This is a genomic window from Pollutibacter soli (assembly GCA_029269725.1).
Taxonomy (GTDB): Bacteria; Bacteroidota; Bacteroidia; order Chitinophagales; family Chitinophagaceae; genus Pollutibacter; species Pollutibacter soli.
This window is the reverse complement of the sequence record JARJHS010000004.1, coordinates 164,651-184,699: the sequence shown is the minus strand read 5'-3', so window position 1 is coordinate 184,699 and position 20,049 is coordinate 164,651. Positions and strand designations below refer to the sequence as shown.

Genomic DNA, 20,049 nt, shown 5'->3' with positions numbered 1-20,049 from the left:
TGCTGAATCACCTGGTAAAATGAATAATTTTTTCAGAAAGATTTCCTGCTTCATCACGCACACTGATTTTAAGTTCATGCGATCCGGACCCGCAATACTCATCAAACTTATAAGTAAATGTATTACCCCGCTGGGAGAACATCAACCATTTGCCATCAAGTTCGGCTCTGAAACTATTGATCATATTGTAGTTATCCTTAACACCCACGACTATTCGTGTCGCTTTAGAAAGATTAGCCCCTTCGACCAAACCTGGTGTGGTGATCAACGGCGGAAGATCATCAGCAACCAATTGAAAATTACCAAAGTCACGGAATTTCGACCTGTACCATCCCAGTTCCCAGAATGCTTTTGCCACAGATTGAGAAGAGCCATATTGTCGAAGGACAATCAATTTATCCCTGAGATGATAGGGTATGCTTTTGTCGGCCTTTAGTCTTAAAGTAAAATATTCCTGGTTGGGTGTCGATGGCTGATGCAATTGCTGAGTTACCGAATAAGCCAGCTGTGCTGTTGAAGGCGAAGTCCCATACCTGAAATAGATAGAATCGTACAAACCTTTTTCCGGAATTACAAGTTGTACCTGGTCATTCTCGAAAATATTCATCTCATTAGCCTTCATTAACTGCCCGGTTTTTGGAAGCACATTTTTTGGAATCGAACTTCTTTTGATCCGGAACATGGCTTCAGAAAGATTTCCATAGGCATCCCTCACCTCTAACCGAAATTGATGTACAAGCGTATCTGTCAACAAAATTTCGTGCTGATCATTATAATATATACCCAATTTATCGCCAGGTAACGGGAAAGTCTGCTGAAGATAAGGTCCGCCCGCAGTTTTTATCCGATAGTCTATATGTGCATTCAGATATCTTGTTTCCTCATATCCAACTTTCTCGATTGCAAAACCACCCCTTTCGACTTCGTTTTCAAAAACCTTTATACTATAAATTCCATTTGCATTGGGAACTCCGCTCATCCGGTCTGTGGCCTGGAGTGCAATAAAGAACCTGTCGGAGGAAACTGTAATTACACCTGAGGGCTGATAAAAGCCTGCAACCTTTTTTAAACTGAATTGCTGTGGATATTGTTCATATATACTCTGATTTCTGTCATACACGGCGAGTAAACGAAGATCCGGAGCTACATTGTCCGGAATATTAAAACCAAACAACAGGGGATTTACACATTTTTCATTATTTGTTTCCCTTATCTCAAAGTGAACATGCGGACCCTGTGACCCGCCGGTGTTACCACTGTATCCGATAAACTGACCTTTTTTGACCGGGAACCTGGTTGAAATAAATGTAGTATCGGTATCCCAGCTTTCCCTCGCGTATTGAATTTGTTTTAAAAATGCCTGTAGCTCAGGCATAAAATCATTCATGTGTGCATATAATGTGGTAAATCCATTGGGATGGTTGATATAAATCGCATTTCCAAAGCCGCCAGGTTCAATTTTTATTCTGGCGATATAACCATCAGCAGCGGAGTAAATCGGAAGATTCTCCCGGCGCTCCGTACTGAGATCAAGCCCCATATGAAAATGATTCGGTCTCATTTCGCCAAAATTGGCGTTGAGCTTTGGAGCAATGTCAAGCGGATAACGGAAATAGCCTTTGGGATAAACTGTCTGGGATCGGGAAACAAAAAATGAAAAAGAAAAAAATAGCAGGGTTGCCAACCTCATCGTATGGTTTTTGTGACTTAACTACAAAACTACCCGCCGAAACGGGTATAAAAAATTCATTTTATGAGCGTAGGAGCAAAACACATCGCAACATTTCTTCTGGGAGCCGCTGCAGCACTTGCCGCACATAAGTATTATACAATGACGGACGAAGAAAAAGAAAAACTGATCGCGGATCTCAAAGCAAAAGCAAAATCATTCAAAGACGAAGCAGAGTCAACTGCCGATAAAGCAAAAGATTATTTCGAAGAATTGAAAACCAAAGGAAGCAAAGCATTCAAAGAAAATTTCGGCGACGTCGAATCAATGTTCAATGACCTTTTCGGAAAAAAATCGCAGGGTGGAGAGAAGACAGTCTGATCGCTCGCGATTAAAAGGCTGGCATAATATATTTTGTGGCCGAGTTTGAAATTTCTATTCAAAAAGCGGAATATTTTCACCCCATTTTTATGGCTTCATTTTTTCTTAACATCCCTTTATAAAATACCCACTTAGTAGTATCAATTATTTTGAAATCTGGTACAACATTTGGCATGTTCTGATTGTCTCAGAAATATGTAGAATGAATAAATCGGAAGGTTATGAAGAAATTGGTGCACAAATTGGCGATTTTATGGATGACACTGCTAAGCGTTACTGGTTTTGCGAAAGCAAAATCTAACAAGGTCGTACCCGATCAGAAAAACAAAGAAGCACGTCAAAGGGTAATATTGCTTGATGAATTTGAAATTTCAGCGTATCACAGCAATTAGACACGACTAAAAATACAGGTCCAACCAGCTGGGTTAACGCCCGGCTTTCGTTGTTTATACAAATATGTCCCCTACCCCATTTTACCGATTCTTCTGACCGTCTCGTTCAAATATATTATGGAGAAATCCGCTTGATCTACTACCTTTGCCCCCCGGGAAAAATCCCGGTTTTTTTATGCCCGGATTTCTCATTTCACCGGTCAATTACAAATAAATATGCCCCAGGACAAATCGATCAAAACGGTACTCATTATTGGATCAGGCCCTATCATTGTCGGACAAGCTTGCGAATTTGACTATTCGGGATCACAAGCAGCAAGAAGTCTCAGGGAAGAGGGTGTTAGCGTAATCCTGATCAATAGCAACCCTGCTACGATCATGACAGATCCTATGATGGCCGACAGGGTTTATCTCCTGCCTCTGACAGTAGAAAGCATTGAGAAAATTCTGGAAGAAAATAATATTGATGCAGTTCTTCCAACAATGGGTGGACAGACAGCCCTCAATCTTGCAAAGGAGGCTGAAGAACTTGGCATTTGGGAGAAATATAATGTGAGGTTGATTGGTGTGGATATTAAAGCAATTGAAAAAGCGGAGGATCGCGAAAAGTTCAGGCAGTGGATGATCCAGATGAATATACCTGTTGCACCGGCTAAAACTGCCAACTCGTTCCTGGAAGGGAAAGAGTTCGCCCAGGATATCGGATTTCCGCTGGTAATCAGGCCTTCGTTTACACTTGGCGGAACCGGCGGTGGCTTTGTACACAGTAAAGATCAGCTGGACGAAGCGCTGAACCGTGGTTTATCTGCTTCACCGATACATGAGGTTCTTGTTGAAAAAGCAGTTTTGGGTTGGAAGGAATTCGAACTTGAACTCCTGCGTGATTCGAATGATAATGTAGCTATCATCTGTACGGTGGAGAATTTTGATCCGATGGGCATTCATACTGGTGATTCAATCACTGTGGCCCCGGCGATGACTTTGAGTGATACCGCCTTCCAGTTGATGCGCAACACTGCGATCAGCATGATGCGTAACCTTGGGAATTTTGCAGGTGGCTGTAATGTACAGTTCGCACTTAATCCGGAAACGGAAGGAATCATCGCGATCGAAATCAATCCACGCGTCAGCCGTTCTTCTGCCCTTGCGTCAAAAGCGACTGGTTACCCTATTGCGAAAATTGCGGCGAAACTCGCTCTCGGATTCACTCTTGATGAATTAAAAAATCAGATCACAAAAACAACATCAGCCTATTTTGAACCTGCACTTGACTATGTTATCGTAAAAATCCCGCGCTGGAACTTTGATAAGTTCAAAGGCGCCAACGATACGCTGGGTTTGCAGATGAAATCAGTTGGTGAAGTGATGGCGATCGGCAGAAGCTTTACCGAAGCAGTTCAGAAAGCATGTCAGAGCCTGGAGAATAATGCAGTAGGGTTGGGTTACTACGGCAAAAGTCTGATGCATGCTGACGAAATCGTTGAATATCTTAAAACACCCAAGTGGGACAGGATATTCAGGATCAAGGATGCGCTGATGATGGGAATCAGTGTTAAGACTATTGTACAGGCTACCCTGATTGACCGCTGGTTTATTTATGAAATAAAGAAGATTGTTGATACCGAAAAAGAAATAGCAAAATACAAACTAGCCACACTTCCTCTTGATCTCCTCCGGAAGGCAAAGACCATGGGATTCAGTGATGAGCAGATCTGTCGCATCATGCAGAATGGTGATGAAGAAGATCTCTATCAGAAAAGAAAAGCAGCAGGAATCAGGCGAGTTTATAAAATGGTGGATACCTGCTCAGCAGAATTTGAAGCAAAGACTCCTTATTTCTACAGCAGCTTTGAATCCAGCGGATACAACGAAAGCAAGGTCAGCGATAAGAAAAAAATCATTGTTCTCGGCTCGGGACCAAACAGGATCGGCCAGGGTATTGAATTCGATTATTGTTGTGTGCATGGATTGCTGGCCATTCGTGAGGAAGGATATGAAGCAATCATGGTAAACTGTAATCCAGAGACCGTTTCAACTGATTTTGATATCGCCGATAAACTATACTTCGAGCCGGTATTCTGGGAACATCTTCGTGAGATCATTGATCTCGAAAAACCGGATGGTATCATTGTTCAGTTGGGTGGTCAGACAGCATTAAAACTTTCAGCAAAAATTCATGAACTGGGTATTCCGATTATCGGAACATCCTACGATAATATGGATATTGCCGAAGACCGCGGACGATTTAGCGATATGCTGAAAGATCTCGGTATACCCTACCCGAAATATGGTACCGCATATAATGTGGACGACGCTGTAGAAGTTGCAAAAGAAGTTCAGTATCCCGTGCTTGTTCGTCCTTCATACGTACTTGGAGGTCAGCGCATGCGCATCGTGATCAATGATGACGAACTGGAAAAAGCCGTAGTGAGTTTGTTAAAGCACCTTCCTGGAAATAAAATCCTGATTGATCACTTCCTGGATCGTTGCCAGGAAGCTGAAATCGATGCCATTTTTGATGGAGAGAATTTCCATGTGATGGGGGTGATGGAACACATTGAACCTGCGGGTATCCATAGTGGCGACAGTAATGCAGTTTTACCTGCTTTCAATCTTACTCCTTTGGAAGTTACGACGATGGAATATTATGCTGAGAAGATCGCACGTTCATTAAATATTCGCGGTCTGATCAATATCCAGTTTGCTGTAAAGAACGGCCAGGTTTTCGTAATCGAAGCGAATCCGCGTGCGTCACGCACAACGCCATTTATTGCGAAGGCATATCAGATACCGTATCTGAATATTGCCACCAAAATAATGATGGGTACGCATAAGATCACCGATTTCACTTTCGAGAAAAAACTTGAGGGGTTTGCGATAAAAGAACCTGTATTCAGTTTTGATAAATTTCCTGGAGTAAGTAAAGAACTCGGACCAGAAATGAAGTCGACAGGAGAAGCCATCAGGTTTATCAAAGACCTGCGGGATCCATATTTCAGAACTCTTTATAAGGAGCGTAGCATGCACCTTAGCAAATAAAGATTAACATATTTTTTGAAAGAGCCCGATACTATTTCACGGTTCTGAGATACAACAGATCAATCATACACCGGAACACCAATTTTATCAAATAGCAGGTGGAAAGGGCTGGATTGATTTGTATTTTTGCAGACTATGCGAAAGGCCATTTCAGCCAGGCTATTTTTATTATTCGTTCTTACGCTCTTCAGCGGCCTTTCATACGGACAAGTCCGCCTGCATGGATTTATAAAGGATACCCATAGCGACGAGGCTATTCCCTTTGCATCAATTCAATTTAAAAATTCAGGGATTGGTAAGCTTAGTGATTCATCTGGAAATTTTCAGTTTGTACTTACACACTGGCCTTCAGATACATTAATCGTTACTTACGCGGGGTTTCAGGACAAGTTGGTTTTCCTGGATACCAGCCAGAAGGAGTTGACTCTTTTGATTGCAATGGAAAGAGGCAAGGCAACGACCGAAGTAATAGTCCGTGGGAAAATTAATCGGGGTCTTTTGCTTTGGAGACGAATTGTAAAAAACAAACCATTTAATGACAGAAGAAGTTTTGACAATTTCTCCTATGAACTTTATAACAAGCTGGAAATTGATCTCAATAAGGTCAAAAAAGAAAAACTACAAAAAGGGATCTTCCCACCCAAATCTTTCAAATTTATTTTGAATAATATCGACTCTGTTTCAGAAGATCATCCGTTTCTTCCCGTATACCTCACAGAATCGATCTCAGATTATTATTTCCAGTCAAATCCGAAAAAAACGCATGAAGACGTTCATGGCACAAAAACAATCGGTGTAAAGAATGAAAGTTTTTCGAGATTACTGGGAGGGATGTACCAGAATGTAAACGTTTACAAAAATTTCATTCCGGTTTTCGATCTCAATTTTGTCAGTCCGATCAGTGACAACGGCGACGCGTACTATACTTACAAAGTTCCCGATACACAGTTTGTTGCAGGCAAAAGATATTTCCATTTTGTGTTCTATCCAAAAAGAAAGGGAGGAAATACATTCCAGGGTGATGCGTGGATTGCGGACTCGACATATGCAGTACAAAAAATGAATCTGCAGGTTTCACCGGGCGCGAATGTCAATTTCATTGAAAAACTCAGTCTTGTTCAGGAATATTCCCTTGTAAATGATTCCATCTGGTTTCTTTCAAAAGATAAGTTCGTAGTGGATCTTGCAGTGAAGGCTTTGCCACCGATGTACTTCATTGGCCGTAAGACAACAACGTACAAGAATATAAAAATCAATGACTCTGCAGTAACCGGGATATTAGCCAATGAAAAGTATCGGGAATCGATAACACTTGCGAAAGATGCGATGGAACGACCGGATAGTTTCTGGTCGGAAAACAGGCATGATACTTTGAGCAAAAATGAAGTTAATTTTTACAAAACAGCGGATACGTTACTAAAAATGCCGGCGTTTGAGCGTTTCCGTGAGACGATTAACTTTATCGCTACCGGCTATAAAAACATTGGCAATTACCAGATAGGTCCGTGGTATAATTGGGTGAGCGGGAACGTTTATGAAGGTACGCGCGTTCGTTTTGATCTCGGCACTAACCGCAACTTTAGCCGCAAATGGTATTTTGCAGGTTACCTGGCTTATGGCTTTAAAGACAAGGTTCTCAAAGGCAAGTTCGAAACTCTTTACATGCTCAACAAAAACCCCAGAAGCCATATTCATTTTCTATATAAAAACGATATGGACTATGGGCAGACTTATTATGATGAAGTAGGTTACGACAACATTTTTGCAGTGACCTTCAGAAAAGGCGAGGTTCCCATCAAGCTTATTAAAATCAAACAACTTCAGCTTGAATATTTCAAAGAATGGAAGAGTGGGTTTTCTGTTACATTAGGTGCAAACAGGAGACTATTTAATCCTGTTCATAATCTTCCTGGGAAGGCCTCATATCCTTCACCCGAAAATGGCGGCGACATCTTTAATAGTTTTGAAGCATCAGTCAAATTCAGGTTTGCATACCTTGAGCAATATCTTGAAAATGCATTTTTCAGAACAAGCCTTGGAAGTGATTTCCCGATTACTGAGATACGGATTGTGCAGGGGATTCCTGGTATATTAAACAGTGGGTACAAATACACGAAGGTAAATATCAATATCAGCGATTATCAAAAACTGCCGCCGTTTGGAAACATTTACTACAATCTCTATGCGGGAAAAGTATATGGAACATTACCATACATGTTACTATCCATCGCACCAGGTAACGAAATTTACTATTACAACAAGTATGCATTCAACCTGATGAACAGGTATGAATATATAATGGACAGATATGCAGGAATAAATGTCGAGCACAATTTTGGTAGTGGTATATTTCGTTTATTTCCTGTAAACAGGTACCTGAAATGGCGACAGTTCTGGAATGCTAAATTGCTCTGGGGCGATCTCAGTGCTGAAAATAAGGCGCTGAATATCCAGAACGGCAATCCTTTCGTTAGTCTTGATGGCAAACCATATCTTGAAATTGGAACAGGTGTAGATAATATCCTTCGTTTCCTGCGACTTGATCTGGTTTGGCGGGTTCTTCCTCAACCTTTGCCCGAGGAAAAATATAAGCGCTTCGGAGTTTTTGGCAGCTTCCGTTTGTCATTCTAGTTAATAAAATTCTGTTGTATGCACAGGCGACAATTCATTTTGCAGGGCTCAATGGCGGCTCTGGCAACTGGCTTGGATCTTTCTGCGGTTGCTCTTAACTCACAAGGAAGAATCTTTACAGTGAATGGTCCGATTGAACCATCGCAAATGGGAATGACGCTGGTTCATGAACATGTTATGGTTGATTTTGCAGGAGCAAATGTAAGTACCGGAAAAGCATACAATCCGGATGAAGTGTTTGATATTGCTCTTCCTTACCTGAATGAAATAAAAAATGCAGGTTGTAAAACTTTCATCGATTGTACACCGTCCTTGCTTGGTCGTGATGTACGAATTCTTCAACGTCTTTCCAATGCAACCGGTTTGAATATTATTACCAATACAGGTTTCTATGGTGCGGCCTCAGAAAAATTTCTTCCGGATAGCATAAAGAAAATGACAGCCAAAGAAGTTGCTGCGGCCTGGATTAAGGAAAGCCAATCCGGAATCGATGGCACGAATATTCGTCCGGGATTTATGAAACTGGGATTGGACGGGTTGCCATTTACTGAGTCCATAGAAAAAATAATCAACGCTGCAGCCTTTACATACAAAGCAACAGGTTTAACGATTGGTATTCATACCGGGAAAGGTGGTGAGCCGGCGTTGAAAGAACTGGAAATACTTGAGAAAAACGGAGTACCTCCAAAAAAGTGGATCTGGATACATGCACAGAATGAAACTGACTTAACATATCATATTCAATTAGCGAAACGTGGAGCATGGATTTCTTTTGACGGGATCAGCAGCAAAAATGTAGATGAATATATAACCAGGTTAAAAAAGATGAAATCTGAAAATCTACTTCATCGTGTACTCGTTTCACAGGATGCAGGCTGGTATAATGTCGGCCAGGAAAAAGGAGGGAAATTCAGAAATTATATGGATTTCTTTACGCATTTTCTGCCCGCATTGAGAAAGGATGGATTTACAGATCTGGATATCAAAACCCTTACAGAAAGAAATCCAGCAGAAGCATTTCGTGTATCCTAAGCAGTTAGTTTAATTCATTCTGAACTTTATCGCAGCAGGTCCTGATAATCTGACACGCGTTTTCAATTTCAGATGATGAAATGGTGAGTGGCGGCGCAATTCGCAAACAGTGAGGAGCGAATAAAAACCAATCGGTCAGCACGCCATGCCTGATACACTCTGATATTACTTCCTGGCAGATTTTTGCTTTTTGAAATTCCGCGGCCATAAGCAGTCCCGCCGTTCTTAATGCAACAATTGATGGATGTTGTAAATACTTTCTGAAGAGTTCTGCCTTCGCTTTCACTGTTGAAATCAGGTCTGATTCTACAAGAACATTAAGACCTGCAAGGCCCGCCGCGCACGACACCGGATGACCACCAAATGTTGTAATATGCCCGAGCACTGGATTTGAAATTAGTGATTGCATCTTCTCGAAAGAACTCACAAAAGCTCCTAACGGCATTCCTGCACCCAGTGCTTTTCCAAGCAGCAATATATCCGGCACTACATCAAATTGTTCAAAAGCCCACAAGGATCCAGTGCGTCCAAACCCAGCCTGTATTTCATCAAATATCAGCAGTGCACCTGTCTCTGAACACCTGGCCCTTAAAGCCTGTAACCATTCTTTATCAGGAATGTTTACGCCCTGCTCCGCCTGGACAGTCTCAGCAATGACACATGCTATGTCTGTATTGATTTCCTCGATCATACCGAAATCATTATAACGGTATCGGCTAATGCCTGGAAGTAATGGCCTGAAAGCATTTCTCCAATACTCATCACCCATTATACTTAAAGCTCCCTGGGTAGATCCGTGATAAGAGTTTTTGAAGGAAATCATCTGGGTTCGACCGGTAACGCGTTTGGCAAGTTTCATCGCGCCTTCTACAGCCTCAGCACCTGAGTTAGTAAAATAAACAGAGCGGAGATTTTCGGGTAATAAATCAGCAATACGTTTTGCATACCTCACCTGCGGCGACTGAATAATCTCACCGTAAACGAGAAGATGAAGATATTTATCTGCCTGCTCTTTTATAGCATTGACAACTTCCGGATGACGATGGCCGATATTACAAACACTGATTCCACCGATGAGATCTATGTATTCTTTTCCGTCGGCATCCCAAAGTGTACAGCCTTCTCCTTTAACTATTTCAATACCGATCGGTGCCGGAGATGTTTGTGCAACATGCTGTAAAAAAATTTGCCTTAGATGCATGAAGTAAAGGTAAGTAAGTAGTAAGAAGTAAGCAGTGAGCAGGAGTTTAAAGTTGAAAGTTGAAGGCTTTAAGTGCCAGGTATTAGTTAGCCTTCGCCTGAGCCAAATTTATCGTTAATTGTAAAAGCAGGTTCTTCATGCTCCGGGTGGAGCATCCTGTTTGTAGCCGCCTGAAAGGGGGTATGCAGAAAAAAAGTTGAAAGTTGAAAGTTAAATGTTGAAAGCTGGTTGCTGCGTGAGCCAGATTCATCTGTGGTTGTTACATCCGGCTCGATTAGTCCAGGTACACTAACAGTCGAATATACACGAACAACTAAATTATTTACGTAATAAACCCTGAAATTCAAACCTGTAAAGGGTTCTTTCGATCAAGCATTCAGATTATTCGATAAAAAATCCAGGCGGGTATATGGTGTCATAATTCTTAACTTTAGCGGGTTTAGCACTACTCAGCATTTAAATACATAAAAACATTTTTATGGCAACTATTTTACCGGTAAAAGGAATACATCCGATCATCGGAGAAAATTGTTTTATTGCGCCAAACTGTACCATCGTTGGCGACGTAGTTATTGGTAATGACTGTAGTATCTGGTTCAACGCGGTGATCCGTGGTGATGTCAACTACATCCGGATAGGAAACAAAGTAAATATCCAGGACAATGCGGTCATTCATTGTACATACGAAAAGACACAGGCCATCGTTGGTAATAATGTGAGCATCGGTCATAACGCAATTGTTCATGGATGTGTAATTGATGATAATGTGCTTATCGGGATGGGATCTATAATTATGGATAATGCGCATATCGGAAGCCATTCGATCATCGCTGCCGGGGCAGTAGTACTGGAAAATACCGTTGTAGAGCCCGGAAGCATCTATGCAGGAGTTCCTGCCAAAAAGGTTAAATCCATTTCTCCGGATCTTATTGAGGGAGAAATCAATCGTATCGCCAATAACTATCTGACGTACAGCAGCTGGTTCAAAGACATACCCTGAAAAACCATTTCTGAATAATGTAATGCAGACAATTGCGTTATTGAAGAGCGGGAATCCGCGCTTAGACGCATCTGTAAGATGCCTTTGTTATATTTAAATCCAAAAGCTGTTAAAATTTTCCTTATGAAAAATCGTAGTATGATTTTGGGAGCACTGGTTGTGCTGATTGCTATTTTCTTCTTAGCCTGTTCGCAGAAAACCGGTTGTCCGGCTGGAGGTGTGGGAGCGGAAAAATACCTTGATGGTAGTAAAACGCCGAAGTCTAAGAAGTTCCGTGCATGAGTATCTAAACACCACGCATATGAATCTTACCCTGAGAAATGATTACGGTTGTACAGAGGCCGTTTTTGCAGAAAATTGTGGCTTCGACAAGTTCTACAAGATTGCAGATCTGTTGACAGACACGCTCAGAATCCGTTTCACCAACAAGATCGATGATTCTGACACTTCCTACTGGGATTTTATTTTCAAAGGGCAAAAGCTCACACTTCATTACAATATTTACGACGGCGTTTCAATCTTTCCGCGCAATTGCCGGGAAGCTGCTAAAAAAGACAACGACGCTGTTATGGAACTGGCTAAGGTGTTGACGGCAACGCACTAAGCCCAGGCCTGATCTTCTTCGATACTGTCAAGAATATTGCAGTAGCTGAAATATCTTTCCGGATGTATGGAGCCTTCTTCGAATGCCTCTTTTACTGCACATCCTGGTTCATTGACGTGCAGGCAATTATTAAACTGGCATTTCTGGATTAGCTTTCGCATCTCGGGAAAATAATGCGACAATTCCTGTTTGCTGATATCAACGATGCCAAATTCACGCATTCCTGGAGTGTCGATAATCTGACCTCCGAAAGGAAGATCATACATTTCAGCAAATGTGGTGGTATGCATTCCCTTGCCGCTCCAACCACTGACCTCCTGGGTTTTCAGTTCCAGGTCTGGCAGAAGCTGATTGATAAGGGTTGATTTTCCCACTCCTGAATGGCCGCTCATCAGGGTTATTTTATTTCTGAGAATGTCACGAAGCCTGTCGATACCCTTACCTTCTTTTGAACTCACAGTGAAAATCGGGTAGCCTATGCCGGTATACATCTCCTCCCACTCCTGGAATTTTTCTGTTTCTTTCTCCCGAAAAAGGTCTGCCTTATTGATAACAATCACGGCCGGAACATGATAGGCTTCTGCTGCGACAAGAAAACGATCAATGAACCCCTGTGAAGTTCTAGGTTCCCGAAGGGTGGCTACCAGTAATGACTGATCAAGATTAGATGCGATGATATGGTGAAGACGCTTATTTGCAGGGGATTTTCTATTTATATAGTTCCTCCTGACATGAATATCAGAGATAATCATATTGGACTCACCTCCCTGCTCTCTTTCAAGACTAACAATATCCCCTACCGCAATAGGGTTAGTGGAAGTGATTTCATCAATTTTGAATTTACCTTTCAATCTTGCCTGGTACACATTTCCTGTATCATCCTTTACAGTGTACCAACTGCCCGTTGATTTATATACCCTGGCTGTCATTGCTGCAAATTAAACAAATGATGATAGTTGCATACAGAATACACTATGGGAATTTCCGGAACACCGTGAAGCGAAATGCAACCTCGAGCAATAGGCAGACAAGCGCGGTGAATGCGAAAGGGTAAAACTTTTCTTTTGATTTTCGGGATGTAACGATCTCAACTTTTGTTTTCTCAAGCTCATCAATCTCGTCGTATACAACTTTAAGACCCTCATTTCCTCTCGCACGAAAATATCTCCCTCCTGTTGCAGATGCAATTTCGCCGAGAAGTTTTTCATCGATATTCACCTTTTCGCGCTGCATAATGATGCTTCCACCAGGTGTTTTGACCGGGGTAGGAGCAAACCCTTCAGACCCGATTCCGATCGTATACACCTTGATGCCAAGGGAGCGTGCCATTTCTTTTGCTGTCTTCGGATCAATGAGGCCACCATTATTTTCTCCATCAGTGAGGAGTATCACCACTTTACTTTTTGATGGACTTGTTTTCAACCGGTCCAGACTACTGGCGAGCCCTGAACCAATCGCAGTTCCATCAACCATAAAGCCTCCGCGAATGGAATATATCTGTGTCACTACAACGTCGTGATCTGAAGTGATCGGGCATTGTGTAAAACTTTCACCGGCAAATATCACGAGCCCGAATCGGTCTGTTGGCCTGCTTTGTACAAACTCCGCAGCCACCTGTTTCGCAGCTTCCAGCCTGTTAGGTGAAAAATCCTGTGCAAGCATACTTCCGCTCACATCTATACACAAAACAATATCGATACCTTCTCCTTCTGCTTTTTTCTGATCGTTGTGAACTTGCGGCCTTGCCATGGCAATGATGATCGCTGAGATTGCAATCAATCTCAGTAACATCGTAATATGACGAAAGGTCCTTTTCCATGAGGCCGTGTTGTGAAAGCTTTTCATAGAAGAGACTTTCATCGATGCAATCTGCCTGTTCAATCGACTAATGTACCATCCACCAAGAATAGGAACAATCAGCAAAAGGAATAACAGTTGCGGATAGGCGAATTCAATACTATCGTAAAAAGATTTCAGCAAAAGCTATACTTTTTGTGGTATTTTCTTAATTATGGTTTCAATTTTATCCGCCATAGTTTTCGACTCCTGCACACTTGATCCATACTTCGCGAATTTTACAGCGTCGGCTACACGCAACGCTTCCGCGAGCGAAGAAACTCCTTCCGCATCCAGTGGTTTACCCTTCAATGCAATAAGCGTTTCATCGGTGGTGTACTGCATGAAACCCGGTCTTACCTGTCTTTCAAAGAATACGCGGGCGATATCATAAAGTCGGGAGTAATATGTCTTTATCTCTCCTTTCTCCATCAAACCTGCCTGGCGTAGTTTTCCAAGATCCTGCAATGCCTGGTCAAGTGGCGATAGTTTTGTATCAAAGCGTGGCAATTCTGGTTTCGGCTTCTTCCGATGCTTCAGATAATACCAGATTCCAGCCGCAACTACCAACACTGTGACGAGAATTCCCAGCCATTTTTTCCAGTCGAACGGCTCAGGGGCAACTTCAATTATCTCCTTAATATCGTGGTATGTATTGGAAGTCATTGGAACCGGAACAACATCGATTCCAATTGTATCTGATGTGATCGATGTTTTTCCGGTTTCCATTACAAAGCGCGGAATTGTCCAGTGACCTGTATCAAAACTTGTAATTGTATTAATTTGTCTGATCGTCACAAAATCACCATTAATAACGGTGTCCGCTTTTTTTCTGCTGATCACTTCAAAATGAGGAAAAGTATCATTTACATATGGGACCGATTTAGGTAATTCAGCAACCGGATAGGAGTAAGTGACCGTGAGGTCAATCTGTTCCCCCAATGCAAAAACAGATCGGTTAACCGAAGAAGTTACTGTTGATCGGTACCCGGATTGCGCATAAAGAATCTGGCAGCCCAAAGACAGGAGCAGAAACAGTAAAATATTTTTGTATGAGAAATTAGCGGCTGGATACATCTGCTACCATTCGTTTATTTTCTTCTCGCGAAAAATTGTTGCAGAACTTTTACATAGTCATCATCTGTTCTTACATATAATAACGCAGCCCCTGCTCTTTTGAAACTTGTACGGCAGGCTTCCTCATTCTGATTAAACTGCAATGCATAGTTGTATTGCACACTCTGGTCATTGGTGTCCAGCCATTGCATTTTGCCGGTCTCTGCATCTTCAACCTGTACAAGACCAATCTTCGGCAATTCCATATCCATCTTATCATACACTTTTATGCCGATTACATCGTGCTTACTACCGGCAACGCGTAGAGGATCATCATATTTATCTACCATGAAATCGCTCAGGATAAATGCAATGCTTTTTTGCTTTACCGCGCCATTGAAAAATCTTACTGCTGTATTCAGATCGGTTCCTCTACCCTTTGGCTCCATCGTCAACAATTCACGAACGATAAATAATACATGTTCGCGTCCTTTTTTAGGTGGGATAAAGTATTCAATTTTATCGCTGAAAAAAATCACTCCTACTTTATCCTGGTTGTTTACTGCTGAAAAAGCAAGTACCGCACATATTTCAGTAATGAGATCTTTTTTTCGCTGATGTATTGTTCCAAAGAGTGAACTGGGGCTGATGTCCACCAGTAGCATCATCGTTAACTCGCGTTCTTCTTCAAAAAGTTTACTGAATGGATGACCGAATCTTGCAGATACATTCCAGTCGATAAACCGGATATCATCGCCGGGTTGATATTCGCGCACCTCCTTAAACCGCATACCCTTCCCTTTGAATGCACTGTGGTATTCTCCTGTAAAGAGATGAGTAGTGAGCTTTTTACTCTTGATCTCCAGCTCTCTTACTTTCTTTAATATCTCCGCTGTTGTAAGCAAATGATTGATATTAGTGGTTTATCCGGCACCTTAGCCTACGGTACATCAACTTTATTGATGATCTGATCAATCACATTCTCCACATTCACATTTTCTGCTTCTGCTTCATATGTGAGCCCGATGCGATGCCTTAACACATCCCTGGAAATACTTCTGACATCATCCGGAATAACATAACCACGTTTATGTATAAACGCATTTGCTTTGGCTGCTAATGCAAGGTTGATGCTCGCCCTTGGTGATCCCCCGTAAGCGATGAGTGGTTTTAATTTATCAAGACGGAACTCTTCCGGTTTTCTCGTTGCAAATACGAGGTCGAGTATATAGTTCTCAATCTTTTCGTCCATATAAATATCGCGCACCATCTGGCGCGCCTGGATGATTTCTGCGATTGAAGCCACCTGGTTTATTTCCGCAGGCTTCTGACCCAGCACATTTTGCCTGATGATTAGGTGTTCTTCATCCCTTGATGGATAGTCGATCACTACTTTAAGCATAAACCTGTCAACCTGGGCTTCCGGCAATTGGTAGGTACCCTCCTGGTCTATCGGGTTTTGTGTTGCCAGAACCAGAAATGGTTCCTCAAGTTTATAAGTGGACTCACCAATGGTCACCTGTCTCTCCTGCATAGCCTCAAGCAAAGCACTCTGTACTTTCGCGGGAGCTCTGTTAATTTCATCAGCCAGGATGAAGTTGGCAAATATAGGGCCCCTTCGTACCACAAATTCATGGGTTTGCTGATTGTAAATCATGGTTCCGATCACATCTGCAGGCATCAGGTCAGGAGTGAACTGAATCCTGCTGAATTTCGCTTTGATTGACTGGGCCAGCGATTTAATCGAAAGTGTCTTTGCAAGTCCGGGAACACCTTCCAGCAGCACGTGACCATTGCTGAGAAGGCCAATCAATAACCTGCTAACCATGTAGGGTTGACCAACAATAACCCTGGCAATTTCTTTCTCAATGCGATCGGTAAGCTGTGCCGCCTGCTGTATTTTTTCATTTAGCTGGCGTATATCTTCTGCGGTTTGAGCCATATTTGGATTTTAAAAGCGATAAAATTACGGATTCACTTATGCAATCTTTCTGCCAAACTCCCATAAAAACGGTAAAAATCAGGCTTTTGTATTTTCCGGATGAGAATTTGTTGACGGAGGTTAATCGTTGCCGTTGGAACAGAAGTAAAGGCAGGAGAACGGAGGCAGGAGTACCAGTGTAAAGCGGGAAGCAACAAGCCCCTGAACAAAACCAGCTCCTTTTCCGCAACAGCTTTTATCCATTGCTTGATACTAATTTCTAAATACCATCTCCCCTGCCTCCGTTCTCCTGCCTCTCTCTAACCGAGGTACTTCCCCACAATCGGTACTCTCCGCCCGACCCCAAAAGCCTTCGAACTCACTCTGATGATCGGACAAAACTGATTGCGTTTGTACTCATTTGAATTTACCAGCTTCAAAACCCTGTTGACCAATTCAGGTTCAATACCCATCGCAATAATTTCCTTAGGCCCCTGCCTTCTTTCTATGTATTGATATAATACCTTATCAAGTACGCGATAATCCGGCAGACTATCGCTATCCTTCTGATTGGGCCGCAATTCTGCTGATGGTGCTTTGTCAATAATATTTGAAGGTATTATTTCACCATTACGATTGAGGTACACTGCGAGCGCGTATACCTGCATTTTATACAGATCGCCAAGCACACTTAATCCACCAGCCATATCACCGTATAATGTACCGTAACCAGTAGCAAGCTCACTTTTATTTGAAGTGTTTAGTAATATATATCCAAACTTATTTGCAATCGCCATGAGCAAATTTCCCCTTGTTCTGCTTTGAATATTTTCCTCGGCTATACTAAATGGTAAGTCTTTGAAAATTGGAGTGAGTGTTCCGAGAAATGATTCGTATATATCTTTTATTGGAACGATATCATATGGATTGCCGAGAGCCTTACTTAGCTGTTCCGCATCGGAAACCGAGTGTGAAGTTGAGTAAGGTGACGGCATCAGGATAGCTCTGACCTGTTCTTTTCCAAGCGCAGTACATGCCAATGCAAGAGTTACCGCGCTGTCAATTCCACCGCTGCTACCAAGAATGGCTTTTTGAAAACCCATTTTCGTGAAGTAGTCGCGTATGCCCATGATCAGTGCATCATGGATCTGACGGATATTATTTGGCGCAGTCAGGTAAGAAATGATTTTCGATGGATCAGCAATTTTGCTCACCCGCATTTCGCGGTCGAGTACATGATCTTCTTTAACCTGGACATTTGATGATTCACTTAAAAATTCCCGTTTGTCATCACTTGTGTTACCATTGAGATTTTCCGTATCAATCAGTTCATAGTCTTCCTCAAAATACCTCATCTCCTTTATCAATCGTCCATGTCCATCATATATGAGACTGCCACCATCAAAAACAATTTCGGTTTGTGAGCCGACGGCGTTGCAATAAAGAAGCGGGATTTTGTATTTCAGGACATTCAATCGCGCAATTTCTTTGCGGTCTTCATCATGATCATAATCGAATGGCGAAGCTGAAATATTGATCATCAGATCCGGGTGCTGTAACATTAATTTATCCATCGGACAAATGCGATACAAGGGATTATTTCCCAGGTTCCAGATATCCTCGCAAATAGTCAATGCAATTTTCTTTCCCTTAAACTCAACAATGTTCCATTCATCTGCAGGTTCAAAATACCTGTATTCATCAAATACGTCGTATGTCGGAAGCAAAGTTTTATGAACAACAGCTTTCACTTCACCTTCATACAGGAACCAGGCGGCATTAAATAAATCCTTTCCTTCCGGCACATTATTCCTGGCTGGTGAACCGACGATAACAGCAATATCTGTTGCATGTTTACTTATTGCCTGAATCGAAGCTTCACATTGCCTGATGAAATCCTCAAATTCAAGAAAATCTCTTGGAGGATATCCACAAACGGAAAGCTCTGTAAACACAACTAGATCTGCTCCTTTTTCTCTACCAAGATCTATTGCTTCGATGATGCGTTTTGAATTCGCAGCAAAATTGCCGATGTGATAGTTTTGCTGTGCCAGCAGTATTTTCATTCTTCAAATTTCAGCTTTTCCTCTCTAAAATAGATACTGTGTTATAACAATCACATCGTTCTTTTCGACTGCCGGCTCATCAGTTTTAGCCTATTTTTACAAAAATCTCTATACGCTTTGCATAGCTTTTACGTTATGCGAGCAATTAAACAACTGCCTGAGACCGGAATCGAATATCATGAAATACAGCCTGCTTCTGATACTGATCATTTCACTTTTTGCATGCAAAACCAAATCAAAGGGACCTGATGTTTCGGGTATCCCTATACAATTAACTGTACAACGTTTTGAAAAAGATTTCTTCAACCTGGACACTGCTGATCTGCCCGGTGGCTTAACGGAGTTAAGTAAGAAATATCCGCGGTTCACCTCAGACTTTCTCGGACAAATTCTTGGAATCAATCCGGCTGAAATGCAGCTTATGGGCTTTACGGCCATCAAACAGTTTCTCCATGATTATAGAACCGTGAAAGACGAAGCTGACAAAGCAGTACCTGATTTTACCAAATATGAAAAGCAGGTAAAATCAGGTTTACAATATCTGAAGTATTATTTCCCTGAATATAAGGCTCCGGACCGCATCATCACTTTTGTTGGTCCTATGGATGCTTATGCAGAAGGCGAAACCGGTGGTTATGGCGATATTATAACGACCGATGCGTTGGGAGTAGGATTGCAATTGCACCTGGGGGCCAATTCAGGTTTTTATACAAGCGAAATTGGACAACGACTTTATCCTTCTTATATATCCCGCCGTTTTGCCCCGGATTATATTCCCGTCAATTGCATGAAAAATATTATTGATGATCTTTATCCCGGCTCTCCCAATGACAGGACTTTGCTGGAGATGATGGTTGACAAAGGCAAGCGTTTATACCTGCTCGATAGATTTCTTCCTGAATCTCCTGATACATTAAAAATTGGTTACGATGCGGCACAACTCTCAGGCGCTATCAATAATGAAGGTCTGATCTGGAATTTCTTTATCCAGAACAATCTACTTTACGAAACAGATGTTCAGAAAATTAAGTCCTATGTAGGTGATGGTCCAAAGACTAATGAACTTGGGGATGGCTCACCGGGATATATAAGCCTCTTTATCGGGAGACAGATTGTTCGCGCATACATGGAACAATTCCCCGAAACAACACTACCACAACTGTTATCAGTGGATGCTAAAAAAATGCTTACCGGTTCGAAATACAAACCGAGATAGGATTT

Annotated in this window: 17 protein-coding genes; 9 read left to right on the top strand and 8 right to left on the bottom strand. The window is 42.0% G+C overall.

Annotation, left to right across the window (positions count from 1 at the left end; translation table 11 throughout):
* Positions 1–7 precede the first annotated feature (7 nt).
* On the bottom strand, positions 8–1,690 hold the full coding sequence (locus P2W82_RS11780) for a M23 family metallopeptidase (protein ID WP_336516085.1): 1,683 nt from the start codon (positions 1,688–1,690) through the stop codon (positions 8–10).
* A 63-nt stretch (positions 1,691–1,753) separates the two neighbouring features.
* Between P2W82_RS11780 and P2W82_RS11775 the strand changes: the two genes are divergently transcribed.
* The 5 genes from P2W82_RS11775 (at position 1,754) to P2W82_RS11755 (ending at position 9,144) form a co-directional block, all read left to right on the top strand.
* Positions 1,754–2,050, top strand: coding sequence for a hypothetical protein (locus P2W82_RS11775; protein WP_336516084.1), 297 nt, complete (start codon positions 1,754–1,756; stop codon positions 2,048–2,050).
* A 221-nt stretch (positions 2,051–2,271) separates the two neighbouring features.
* Positions 2,272–2,442 (top strand): hypothetical protein, encoded by a 171-nt coding sequence (locus tag P2W82_RS11770; RefSeq protein WP_336516083.1) that lies wholly within the window; start codon positions 2,272–2,274, stop codon positions 2,440–2,442.
* Positions 2,443–2,658: 216 nt separating this feature from the next.
* The gene (carB, locus tag P2W82_RS11765) at positions 2,659–5,481 is read left to right on the top strand and encodes a carbamoyl-phosphate synthase large subunit (protein WP_336516082.1); all 2,823 of its coding nucleotides are present in this window, start codon (positions 2,659–2,661) and stop codon (positions 5,479–5,481) included.
* Between the two features lie 135 nt (positions 5,482–5,616).
* Positions 5,617–8,112, top strand: coding sequence for a DUF5686 family protein (locus tag P2W82_RS11760; protein ID WP_336516081.1), 2,496 nt, complete (start codon positions 5,617–5,619; stop codon positions 8,110–8,112).
* Between the two features lie 18 nt (positions 8,113–8,130).
* Positions 8,131–9,144: a phosphotriesterase family protein gene (locus P2W82_RS11755; protein WP_336516080.1), complete on the top strand. Its 1,014-nt coding sequence runs from the start codon at positions 8,131–8,133 to the stop codon at positions 9,142–9,144.
* A gap of 4 nt (positions 9,145–9,148) precedes the next feature.
* Here the strand turns inward: P2W82_RS11755 and P2W82_RS11750 are convergent, their stop codons facing one another.
* Positions 9,149–10,345 (bottom strand): aspartate aminotransferase family protein, encoded by a 1,197-nt coding sequence (locus P2W82_RS11750; protein WP_336516079.1) that lies wholly within the window; start codon positions 10,343–10,345, stop codon positions 9,149–9,151.
* 478 nt (positions 10,346–10,823) lie between these two features.
* Between P2W82_RS11750 and P2W82_RS11745 the strand changes: the two genes are divergently transcribed.
* The 3 genes from P2W82_RS11745 (at position 10,824) to P2W82_RS11735 (ending at position 11,949) form a co-directional block, all read left to right on the top strand.
* Positions 10,824–11,345, top strand: coding sequence for a gamma carbonic anhydrase family protein (locus P2W82_RS11745; RefSeq protein ID WP_336516078.1), 522 nt, complete (start codon positions 10,824–10,826; stop codon positions 11,343–11,345).
* Positions 11,346–11,468: 123 nt separating this feature from the next.
* Entirely contained in the window at positions 11,469–11,627 is a 159-nt protein-coding gene (locus P2W82_RS11740) for a hypothetical protein (protein ID WP_336516077.1), read from the top strand.
* Between the two features lie 19 nt (positions 11,628–11,646).
* Entirely contained in the window at positions 11,647–11,949 is a 303-nt protein-coding gene (locus tag P2W82_RS11735) for a DUF3630 family protein (protein WP_336516076.1), read from the top strand.
* Here the strand turns inward: P2W82_RS11735 and rsgA are convergent.
* From rsgA to P2W82_RS11705, 6 genes are all read right to left on the bottom strand, one after another.
* Entirely contained in the window at positions 11,946–12,878 is a 933-nt protein-coding gene (gene rsgA / locus P2W82_RS11730) for a ribosome small subunit-dependent GTPase A (RefSeq protein WP_336516075.1), read from the bottom strand. The genes P2W82_RS11735 and rsgA overlap by 4 nt on opposite strands.
* Before the next feature lie 43 nt (positions 12,879–12,921).
* The gene (locus P2W82_RS11725; protein WP_336516074.1) at positions 12,922–13,929 is read right to left on the bottom strand and encodes a vWA domain-containing protein; all 1,008 of its coding nucleotides are present in this window, start codon (positions 13,927–13,929) and stop codon (positions 12,922–12,924) included.
* Between the two features lie 3 nt (positions 13,930–13,932).
* Positions 13,933–14,862: a BatD family protein gene (locus P2W82_RS11720; protein ID WP_336516073.1), complete on the bottom strand. Its 930-nt coding sequence runs from the start codon at positions 14,860–14,862 to the stop codon at positions 13,933–13,935.
* A gap of 14 nt (positions 14,863–14,876) precedes the next feature.
* Positions 14,877–15,746, bottom strand: a complete 870-nt coding sequence (locus tag P2W82_RS11715) for a DUF58 domain-containing protein (protein WP_336516072.1) — start codon at positions 15,744–15,746, stop codon at positions 14,877–14,879.
* A 35-nt stretch (positions 15,747–15,781) separates the two neighbouring features.
* The gene (locus tag P2W82_RS11710; protein WP_336516071.1) at positions 15,782–16,783 is read right to left on the bottom strand and encodes an AAA family ATPase; all 1,002 of its coding nucleotides are present in this window, start codon (positions 16,781–16,783) and stop codon (positions 15,782–15,784) included.
* A 299-nt stretch (positions 16,784–17,082) separates the two neighbouring features.
* Entirely contained in the window at positions 17,083–18,828 is a 1,746-nt protein-coding gene (locus tag P2W82_RS11705) for an NAD+ synthase (protein WP_336516070.1), read from the bottom strand.
* A gap of 178 nt (positions 18,829–19,006) precedes the next feature.
* Between P2W82_RS11705 and gldB the strand changes: the two genes are divergently transcribed.
* Positions 19,007–20,044: a gliding motility lipoprotein GldB gene (gene gldB, locus P2W82_RS11700; protein ID WP_336516069.1), complete on the top strand. Its 1,038-nt coding sequence runs from the start codon at positions 19,007–19,009 to the stop codon at positions 20,042–20,044.
* The last annotated feature ends 5 nt before the right edge of the window (positions 20,045–20,049 follow it).